The sequence below is a fragment of the Rhodococcus sp. T2V genome (assembly GCF_029269925.1).
GTDB lineage: Bacteria > Actinomycetota > Actinomycetes > Mycobacteriales > Mycobacteriaceae > Rhodococcus_F > Rhodococcus_F koreensis.
Genome location: NZ_JARJBD010000017.1, coordinates 131,664 through 141,750, shown reverse-complemented (window position 1 = coordinate 141,750; position 10,087 = coordinate 131,664). Strand labels below are relative to the sequence as shown.

Sequence of the window (10,087 nt, the reverse complement as noted above, 5' to 3'; positions counted from 1 at the left end):
TCTTACCCATGACCCCATGGTACCAATTCTTGGTATATCGCACCGGAGTCTTCACAACCAGGCCGTAGTGCAGGGCGAAGGAGACCACACCGGGGGTGCGGACGGCGATGTCGGTGACCACCGACATCGCCGTCCTGCCGCCCCGAGCCGAGGAAGTGCCGAGTTCTGCACGTACGAGATGTTCCTTACCCGAGGATCCCCAACTCCCACAGCTGCTCCACCGTACGAACCAGCCAGGCGGTGACTACCGGCGGAAGAGGGGACCACATGCTCCAGCTATCCCCCACCAGATGAACGACACCGTCCTTCCCAATCTCCCTTCGGGCGAGAAGTCCGCGACTGCGTTCACGCGGCTGGGCTTCGTGGATGGTCCCACTCCTCAGTGGGCACGATCGCGCTCGCGAGAGTCACGACGGATCGTCGAGAACCACCCACAGGCCGGAGCCGGACCCTCGGTCGGTGTCGGGGATCAGCGCCCGAAGTCGGGCGGCGTCTTCGCGGAGTGTCTTCTGTAGGTGGGGTCGGACGTCTTCGGCGACGTCCGGTGGTAGCGGGCAGCCCTGCTGTACGAGGTCGGCGGTGTTTTCGATGAGCCGCGCCGCTCGCATGAGAAGCGGTTCGGGCACCCAGACGGTGGGGAGGTCACCGTCATGGTCTCTGGTCATTACGCCGATGATGGAGATCAGTGCCATCGCTTGTGCCGACTGGTCAGGGTCCTTGTCGGCACCGGCGGGAGCGGTGGCCTTGACGAGGGCGGCGATCGTCGCACCGAGGGTTATCAGGGGCATCGCGATGGTGCGGGGCAGGGTCAGCAGGTCGGCACCGGGTGCCTCTTCTTTGATGCTCAAGGCCATTTCATTGGGCGAGGGCGTGCAGTGTGTCCTGGTCGAAGTACTGCCGGGCGGTGCGTTCGGTGATGTGCATTCGCTCCGCTACGGCAGCGACTCGGTCGGTGAGCAGGGCCTCGAGTTGGTCGGTGGGGACGGTCAGCCCGATTCGTGTCAGTTCTCCACCGAGGGTGGCCACGGTCGTGCTCAACCATGTCGACGGTCGCGGCATCGGGGCCTCCTGCTCGGATCGTTCCACCTCACCTGGTCTGTCTACCAGCCCGCCATCGCCGCTGCCGGTTCGGTGGGCCGGGCGAAACCCGTCAGTCGGCGGCGTGGAACGCCAGTTCGACCTCGGCGGGGATACGTCCGCGGGTGGAGAGTTCGTATCCCTGCTCGAGCACCCAGGCGCGGATCTTCTGCGTCTCGCCCCGCGGCCGCGCCCCGGCAGTCGCGTTGCCCGGCCGGTCGGCGCGATGCTTGCGGCCGCCGACCCGGGTGGAGTGCGCGATGTAGTACTCGAAGGGTCTCACGGAGTTCTTTCGCGTGCTCGTCCCTCAGCAGTTCTATGAGCAACAACGCTTCGCCGCGACCGGGGAGCCGCCCCCGGCCGACCTCAGAGGCAGCCACTACCCCGCCTTCACCCACCTTCCCGGGACCGCGAGCGCGGGCAGGTGGCCGAGCTGCGCCGATTCCGCCCGAAACAGCCCGCATCGCGGATCACCGCCATCCGGGTCACGCTCGGCGAATCCGCACCCGCCGCACGCGCCGACCCGTGACGGCCACCGACCGAGTTCCATTGCAGCTGAGGCACTTACACCCGGGCTGGGTGCATGTCCGCCGATTCGCCGTCGATCATCACCATTGCCGGACGGGGTGTGTCGACGGTACCGTCGCCGAGGTCGCCGAGACTGCCGTCGAGCGCCACCAGGTCCGCGCGGCGGCCGGCCGCCAGGGTGCCGACGCGAGTCTCGTCGTGGACCAGGTACGCGCTGTCGACGGTCATGGCCCGGATCGCGCGATCCACTCCGATCCGCTGGTTCCCGCCGAGCACCGTGCCGCCCCGCGTCATCCTGGTGACCGCGGTGCGGATGGTCGCCAGCGGGTCCATCGGCGTGATCGGGCAGTCCGAATGCAACCCGAACCGCAGACCCAGTTCGTCGGCGCAGGCGAGGGGATCCATGTCGGCGGCGCGCTGGGCGCCGAGGAAGCGGTCGCGGTGGCGATCGCCCCAGTAGAAGACGTGGTTGACGAAGAAGCTCACCCCGAGTTCGGCTTCCCGGATCGCGGCGAGGTCGCTCGGTGCGCTCACCTGGCAGTGTTCGATGCGGTGCCGTCCCATCCGGCCGTCGGTGGCCTGCGCCCGCCGCAGCGACGTGATCGCGGCGCCGACGGCCGCGTCGCCGTTGGCGTGCACGGCAACTTGGCCACCCGCGCGGTGCACCCGCAGGATCATCTCGTCGAGTTGTTCCTGCGGATAGAGCAGGTCGCCGTGATGAGCCGGGTCGCAGGCGTACGGGGCGCGGAGTGCGGCGGACAGTCCCTGGATCGATCCGTCGGCCCAGAATTTCGCGCCCGCCAGCCGGAAGTGCGATCCGGCCGCGGGTGCGTGCTCGAACGTGACCCGTCGGTCGTCGAGGGCCTGGAGCGCGAGGTCGCCGCGGAGGAACCCGACGACGTGCACCGGTAGCTCACCCGATGCGTCCAGTGAGCGGTAGGCGGCCAGTTCCTGCTCGCCCGCCGACAGACCCACCCCGAGATCGTGGATGGTGGTGATTCCCCGTGCACGCGCCGACTGCAGACTACGGAGCAGGGCACCGTTGACCTCCTGCTCGGTCAGCGCGGGAACCGCCGCGGTGAGCCTCGACACCGCATCGATTTCCCACGCCATCCCGGTCAGCCGGCCGTCGTCCCCGCGGGGGAAGAGCGGGTCGTCCGCCGACACCGTGGACTCGTCGATGCCCGCCGCCGCGAGTGCGGCGGTGTTGGCGACGGCGAAGTGCCCGCAGATGTGCAGCACGATGACCGGCCGGTCGGTGCTGACCGCGTCGAGGTCCTTCCGGGTCGGGTGCCGTCCCTCGGCGATCTGGGTGTCGTCGTAACCCCACCCGCGGATCCAGCCGCTGCCGCCGGCCGAGGCACGCAGCGCCTGCTGAATGTCGGCGATCGACCGGCACGGTGGCGTCCGGCAGTCCGCCCAGCCGTCGGTCAGACCGGCGTAGGTGGGGTGGATGTGCGACTCGATGAGCCCTGGGATCACCGTGGCGCCGGGTAGGTCGACGCGGCGGGCGCCGATCCCGGCACAGTCGGCCATGTCCTTGCCGGTGCCGGTGGCGAGCACGCGGTCACCGTCTATGACCAGCGCTTCGACGGTCGGCGACGACGGGTCCTGGGTGTGGATCGCATCGGCGGTGAGCAGTGTTCGGGACATTCAGGCACCTACTTGACTGGGAGTGGCCGTGGATTCCACGGCGGCGGGTGTACGACCTTCGGTGCGAAGGCCGCGGACGGGGTCGGTGGCCGGCCAGAACAACCGCGTCGCCACCACGAACAGGATGTTGAGGACCAGGGCTGCCGCGCCGAGGTTCACACCGTGCTGGGCGAGCCACACGGACACGGGACCGTGCTTGTCGAGATACAGCCACAGCACGACGACGTCGCCGAGCACCACGCCCATGGCGAGAGCGGAGGGGCGCAGTTTCCAGCCGAAGACCATCGTCGCGAACACCACGGCGGCCTGTGTGACGCCGTAGTACGCGGTGTTGACCAGGGTCAGCAGGAGCTGAGGCGTCGCGAGGGTGAGCAGGAGCGAGATCGCGAGATACGCCACGACGACTCCGCGCACCCAGATCCGCTGGCGGGATTCGGGGATCCCGGGAATGATGTTGCGCGACACGATCGCACCGATGCCGAGGGCCGCCCCGCACAGCACCACGATCGCGCAGAGGGCCGCGCCGCCGGCGACGACACCGGTCAGCCAGTCGGGCAGCACCTGCCGCGACAGCCGCAGGAGCACCTGGTCGGATTCTGTTCCCTCGAGCTTGGTCGGCAGCAGCGTGATCGCGCCGAATGCGGCGGCGACGAGGAACGGGTACATCAGCATGTACAGCGGGTTGAACTTGGCGACCCGCTTGATCGTCGCCTCGGATTTCGCCGCGAGCACGGCCTGCACGACGATCGGGAAGATGAAGAACCCGAGCGATTGGAACACGATGGTCGTCAGGACGAACGTCAGCGACGACCCGGTGACCGTGGAATGCGAGGCCGTGCCGCCACTGGATTCCGCCGCGGCGAACAGCTTCTCGGTGCCGCCGGTCTGCACGATTGCCGCCAGCCCGATCAGGACGGCGCCGAGCAACAGGGCGGTGTCCTTGACGTAGGACACGAACGCGGGTGCGCGCACCCCGGACAACATGAGGAACAGCAGCGCAAGTGCCGCTCCCGCGAACACCGCGACGGTGGGGTCGATGGAGATCCCCAGCCCGGTCAGCGCGATCTGCAGCCCGGCGAGCTGAAGCTGCCCCCACGGGATGAGGAAGACGACCGACGCAATGGCGATCGTCAATTCCAGTCCCCGCGAACGGAAGTGGCGTCCGGCGACGTCGGGTAACGTCATCGCGCCGTACCGCTTGCCCGCCCGCCACAGGTATGGCGCGAAGAAGTACCCGATCGGGTAGGCCAGCAGGATGTAGCCGATGAACCAGACGCCGTAGCTCGCGCCGTGCGCGTACACGCCGCCGGGGAACCCGATCAGGGTGCCGATGCTGTACGCCTCACCGGCCCCCAGGATGAAGACCAGCAGCGGCCCGAACGACCGGCCGCCCACCAGATAGTCGGAGATCTCCTTCTTGCTGCCGCGCCGCGACAGCACACCCGCCCCGAGGGCGAGGATCAGCACGAGCGTGAAGAACGCCGCGGTCATGACTGCTCTCCGATCCCACTACCCGCTGCGGCGGATTCGGCACGTTCGGCAGCTTCGAAGTCTGTGCGGTCGAACAGCTTCCAGGCGAGATGGAGGCACAGCGAGGTGAGTGGCATCCACAGGAACAACCACGCGAACAGAATCGGAACTCCGAAGACCGCGGCCGTGGAACCGGACAGGACCACGATGCCGCCCAGAACCCCGGCGAACGGGACACCTATCGCGAGTAAGGCGCTTTTTGCCTCGTTGGACATGATTGTTGGGCTCCTATTCTGACGACGTCGACCGGCGACGCGGTGTGGTCCGGTGCCGGTCGACATGCACTCTCGCATTAGTGTGGTCCGAGTCACTCCCCGCGGGCCATGGGCGAATCCCGGAAAACGCCGAAGCGGTTCGTGAATTTCACGGGAGTGCGGAATGTGAGGAGAATGTGCCCGAGTCCGCGGGTGAAGACACGATCCAGCGGTTGTGCCGGCAGGTCTCGGAGGAGATCGAGTCGGTAACCGACCGATCGGTGCGTCAGATTCGCGCCGAGTTGCAGTCGTACGCTGCCGTTCCGATCGACGAACAGCACGACTACATCGCCCGGCAGCTCGCGACGACGCTGCGCGCGCTCGCCGAGAGCGAATCCCTCGCCGACGACGTCCTCGAGCGTTCACGTCAGCTCGGCCGCCGCCGAGCCATGCAGGGACTACCCCTGTCCGATGTCATCGAGACGTACCACATCGCGTCCCGTGAACTGTGGAACACGATGGTCGCCAGAGCCGCCGAACCGACCACCGACCTGTTGCGTGCGGGCGGCATGATGTGGGATCTCGTCCACACCGCCACCAGCGCGGTCGCCGTCGGACACACCGACGCGACCCGGAGCGAACAGGCCATCCGCGCGGGCGTGCGGTACCGGTTCTTCGAGGCACTCGCGAGATCCCGCGACGGCGACGACCGTGACGTGCGCGAACTGGCGGAGGCGCTCGGGTTCACACCGCAAGACGGATTTCGAGCGGTGTGCGTCGCGGCCGAGGAGTGGTCGGAAGCGCAGCTCGAGCGGCTGCAACGCACCCTGGACGCGATCCCGGGAACGACCCAGTGCAGTGGGCACGCCGCCGTCATCGTCGCCCTGAGCCAGCACGCACCGGTCGACGACATCATCCGCGAGGTCCGGCTCGGTCACCCGGGCACCACCGTCGGTGTCGGATTGGACCGCCCCGGCCTGGCCGGTGCGGCGATGAGCATCACCGACGCGCGGCGGGTCCTGCAACTGGCGTCCCCCACCGGCGCCGTGGTCCGATTCGCCGACGAATGGGTCGCCGCGACGCTGGCAGACCATCGCGCCGAACTCACCACGCTGCTGGAGCCGGGGGCCACCGTCGCCGCCGACCACCCGCATCTCGTCGAGGCGGTGTCGGCATTCGCCCGCAACGGCTTCTCCATCAGCGCGGCAGGCCGGGACATCCACCTCCACGCGAACTCCATCACCTACCGGCTCGACCGCTGGCAACAACTGACCGGCTGGGATCCCCGGACCCTCGACGGCCTGCAGCGCTCGGTGTTGAGTCTCAAACTGTTCCAACGTGATTCGCCCGACACGACCCCCGACACCGCGGGGGAATAGCGGTCTACCAGCCCGAACTGCGACGGGATCGGGCCTCGATCATCGACGGAGCGGGTAACATCGACTCGCCGGCAGGTCGGACGAGGATGGGATTGCGTGGTGAGCGAAGAACTGCCTGCGGGCACGCAATCCGTCGGACGCGCGTTGGCCGTGCTCAAATTGCTCGCATCGTCGCCCGACGAGCTCACCGGCAGTGCCATCGCGGCGGAACTCCAGCTGTCGTCCGGCACGGCCAACAGGCTCATCCGAGCCCTGATCGCCGAGGGTCTCGTAGCGCGGAATCCGATGTCCGACAGCTACTACCTCGGCAGCGGAACGGTCCTGCTCGGCCAGGCCGCACAGCGCGGGTTCGGCATGGACAAGGCGCTACCCATCCTGGAGCAGCTCAATGCCGAGACCCAGGAATCGGTGAACCTTTCCATCCGCCAGGGGTCGGAATCGGTGGTGATGATGCGGGTGCAGTCGATGCTCCCGCTACGGTTCGAGCAGCACACGGGCGCCCGGTTTCCCCTGTACACGACGGCGTCGGGCAAGGCGATCCTGGCGTTCTCGCCACACGCCGAGACGTACATCGAGTCGCTTCCGGCCACGCTCGCCAAGGTCACTCCGCACAGCTTGAGCACTCCCCGTGAACTGTCGGAGCAACTCCGGGAGATCCGGGTCCGCGGGTACAGCATCGACGAGCAGGAAAATGTCGAGGGTGTGCGTTGCGTCGGCGCACCCATCCTGGACGCCGACGGGTGCGCGCAGGCGGCGCTGGTGATTCAGGTCCCCACCGTCCGTATGCCCAAGTCGAGGGTACGGACGCTCGGGGACCGCATTGTCCAGGCGGCGAAGGAAGTATCCCAGTTCGTCCCGGTCAACCGGGCGATGTCTCACTGACCCGAGGCCCTCACACGGCACGGGTGTTCGTCGCGGCCGCCGTTCCCCGGCGTCGCGATCCGCTCTGCGCTGGATCCCTCGAATTCTTCTTGTGAGGCACTTCACATATCCGCGTTGCTGGCCTATCGTCGGTTCACAGTGTGGGGACTATCCCTACATTGTGACAGCGAAGGAGTCTCACACGATGTACCGATCGAACGAGAACGAGAGCGTCTTCACCTGGGCAGCACCCCCATTGAAATTCGGTATCGGAGCTTTGGACGAGGTCGGCGCGGAGCTGTCGGCACTGGGATCGGAATCCTGTTTGGTGATCACCGACCCGGGAGTTCGAAACACCGGGATCCCCGACCGGGTCCGCGATCAGCTGATCGCCGCAGGCATCAAGTCGGACGTATTCGACGGCGTCGCAGTGGAACCCACAGATCAGAGCATCGACGAGGCCGTCTCTTTCGCCCGCGAACGAGAGTGGGACTCCTACATCGCAGTCGGTGGAGGTTCCGCGATCGACACCGCGAAGGCTGTCAACCTCCTCACCACACACCCCGGGGAACTGCTCGACTACGTGACCCCGCCCATCGGCGGAGGTAAGGCGCCGTGGCTTCCCCTCAAACCCCTGATCGCCATACCAACCACCGCGGGCACCGGATCGGAATCGACGACGATCTGCGTCATCGACTTCCTCGGCCTGCACCTGAAGGCCGGGGTCAGTCATGCCAAGTTGCGACCGACGCTCGCCATAGTCGATCCCCTGACCACCGTCACGCTGCCCTCGCAGGTCACCGCTGCGAGCGGGATGGATGTGCTCTCCCACGCGCTCGAGAGCTACACCAGCGTCCGGTTCGACGCCAAACCCGCGCCCGCTGACCCGATGAAGCGCCCCGCCTTCTGCGGTTCCAACCCCATCAGTGACACCTGGTGCGAGCAGGCCCTGTCGTTGGTGGGGAAGTACCTGCGACGCGCGGTGATGAACGGGCGGGACCTGGAAGCTCGCTACCAGATGGCGCTGGCCTCTACCTCGGCGGGAACAGGGTTCGGTAACGCGGGCACCCATCTGCCCCACGCCAATGCGTACCCGGTCGCCGGCGCCGTCGAGAACTACCAGGCCGAGGGGTATCCTCCGATGCCCATGGTGCCGCACGGTCAGGCCGTATCCGCCACTGCCGCAGCAGTTTTCCGATGGACCTACCCGAGCGACCCAGGCAGGCACCTGCGGGCGGCCGAGCTCCTCTCCGGCCGGACGTTCACGGCCACCGACGGAGCGGACGCGCTCGCGCACGTACTGAGCGAGCTGATGACCGACATCGGAATGCCCTCGGGATTACGAACCTTCGGCTACGGGGAAGAGCACCTGACCACGCTGGTCGACGGCACGATGAAGCAGACACGTCAGCTGGCGGTCGTGCCCCGGCCGGTGACGAGGGACGCCCTCACACACATATTCCGGGAGTCGTTGTGACCACTCCGCGAGACACCGACAAGGATCCCTCGAAATCCGAGATCCGTACCGTCGTCGCCTCGAGCATCGTCGGGACGACAGTGGAGTGGTACGACTTCTTCCTCTACGGCATCGCCGCCGGCCTGGTGTTCGACAAGCTGTTCTTCCCCAGTTCGGATCCGATCGTCGGCACATTGCTCGCGTTCGCCACGTTCGCGATCGGATTCATGGCCCGGCCGTTCGGCGGTCTGATCTTCGGTCACATCGGCGACCGTATCGGCCGGAAGAAGACCTTGGTCGCGACCATGATGATCATGGGTGTGGCGACCTGCCTGATCGGACTGGTCCCCACGTACGCGACGATCGGCATCGCAGCGCCGATTCTGCTGGTGGTGCTCCGACTCGCGCAAGGAGTCGCGATCGGCGGCGAATGGGGTGGGGCAGTCCTGATGGCCGTCGAATACGCACCCCGCGGTAAGCGCGGGTTCTACGGAAGCCTGCCGCAGATCGGTCTCGCCATCGGCCTGATGCTGGGCACGGGTGTCTTCGCGGCGCTCAACTCGACCCTGTCCGAGGCCGCATTCCTGGACTGGGGTTGGCGGATCGCCTTCATGCTCAGCGCGATCCTGGTGGCGGTCGGCCTGTTCATCCGCCTCAAGGTCATGGAGACTCCGGCCTTCCGCAAGCTCGAGACGGTGGAGGAGAAGGCCACCGTGCCCGCTCTGGAACTGATCAAGAGCCCGCAGTCACGGCGAAACATGGTGCTGGGGATGGGCAGTCGATGGGCCGAGGGTGTGGCCTTCAATACGTGGGCGGTATTTGCGATCGCCTACGGCACCGGCACGCTGCACCTCAGCCGTCAAACCCTGCTGCTGGCAGTGATGGCGGCGGCCGCGACCATGATCGTCTTCATTCCCGTCTTCGGAAAGGTCGCCGACCGGTACGACCGCAGACACGTGTTCGCGGTGGGCAGCGTGATCCTTACGGCTGCAGCCTATCCCGCATTCGTGCTCATCGGCACCGGAGACACCGCCGTCATCGTCATCACGATCGTGCTGGTCCTCGGCGTCCTCTATCCGATCGTCTACGCCCCCGAGTCCTCGCTGTTCGCGGAACTCTTCCCCACCCGAGTCCGCTACAGCGGAATCTCCGTCGTCTACCAGCTGTCGGGAATCGTCGCGTCCGGTCTGACGCCGCTCGTGCTCGCGTCACTCCTCGGCTCGGCGAGCGGAGGACTCTCACTGATCATGGGATACATCGTTGCGGTGGGCGCTGTCAGCACGCTGTGCACGCTCGCAATCCGCCGCCGGGACATCTACACGGAGGACCGGGACGGCAGCTCACACCCTGACAACGCCGCCATGTCGCACACATCCGCGACCTGACACCAAAGCTGCTGTGGCCCCGCC

General features: G+C 67.0%; 9 protein-coding genes and 1 pseudogene. 4 read left to right on the top strand and 6 right to left on the bottom strand.

Annotated features, from left to right (window positions below):
* Positions 1-407 precede the first annotated feature (407 nt).
* The 6 genes and pseudogenes from P3H15_RS16995 to P3H15_RS16965 all read right to left on the bottom strand — a co-directional run bounded on the left by P3H15_RS16995 (position 408) and on the right by P3H15_RS16965 (position 5,003).
* Complete coding sequence (locus P3H15_RS16995) at positions 408-848, bottom strand: hypothetical protein (protein WP_276138315.1); 441 nt, start codon at positions 846-848, stop codon at positions 408-410.
* A 7-nt stretch (positions 849-855) separates the two neighbouring features.
* Positions 856-1,038 carry a hypothetical protein gene (locus P3H15_RS16990; RefSeq protein ID WP_276138314.1) on the bottom strand — a complete coding sequence of 61 codons (183 nt, stop codon included), beginning with the start codon at positions 1,036-1,038 and terminating at the stop codon, positions 856-858.
* Positions 1,039-1,150: 112 nt separating this feature from the next.
* Positions 1,151-1,388: pseudogene (locus tag P3H15_RS16985) on the bottom strand (histone-like nucleoid-structuring protein Lsr2); the annotation flags it as partial.
* Between the two features lie 253 nt (positions 1,389-1,641).
* Complete coding sequence (locus P3H15_RS16975; protein ID WP_276138313.1) at positions 1,642-3,258, bottom strand: amidohydrolase; 1,617 nt, start codon at positions 3,256-3,258, stop codon at positions 1,642-1,644.
* Positions 3,259-4,749, bottom strand: a complete 1,491-nt coding sequence (locus P3H15_RS16970; RefSeq protein ID WP_276138312.1) for a sodium:solute symporter — start codon at positions 4,747-4,749, stop codon at positions 3,259-3,261.
* Positions 4,746-5,003: a DUF3311 domain-containing protein gene (locus P3H15_RS16965; RefSeq protein WP_276138311.1), complete on the bottom strand. Its 258-nt coding sequence runs from the start codon at positions 5,001-5,003 to the stop codon at positions 4,746-4,748. Before P3H15_RS16965 ends, P3H15_RS16970 begins: the two co-directional genes overlap by 4 nt.
* Positions 5,004-5,179: 176 nt before the next feature.
* Between P3H15_RS16965 and P3H15_RS16960 the strand changes: the two genes are divergently transcribed.
* The 4 genes from P3H15_RS16960 (at position 5,180) to P3H15_RS16945 (ending at position 10,063) form a co-directional block, all read left to right on the top strand.
* Positions 5,180-6,361: a CdaR family transcriptional regulator gene (locus tag P3H15_RS16960; protein WP_276138310.1), complete on the top strand. Its 1,182-nt coding sequence runs from the start codon at positions 5,180-5,182 to the stop codon at positions 6,359-6,361.
* Between the two features lie 96 nt (positions 6,362-6,457).
* Entirely contained in the window at positions 6,458-7,243 is a 786-nt protein-coding gene (locus P3H15_RS16955; RefSeq protein ID WP_276138309.1) for an IclR family transcriptional regulator, read from the top strand.
* Between the two features lie 184 nt (positions 7,244-7,427).
* The gene (locus P3H15_RS16950) at positions 7,428-8,699 is read left to right on the top strand and encodes a hydroxyacid-oxoacid transhydrogenase (protein ID WP_276138308.1); all 1,272 of its coding nucleotides are present in this window, start codon (positions 7,428-7,430) and stop codon (positions 8,697-8,699) included.
* Positions 8,696-10,063, top strand: coding sequence for an MFS transporter (locus P3H15_RS16945; RefSeq protein ID WP_276138307.1), 1,368 nt, complete (start codon positions 8,696-8,698; stop codon positions 10,061-10,063). The genes P3H15_RS16950 and P3H15_RS16945 overlap by 4 nt, the downstream gene beginning before the upstream one ends.
* The last annotated feature ends 24 nt before the right edge of the window (positions 10,064-10,087 follow it).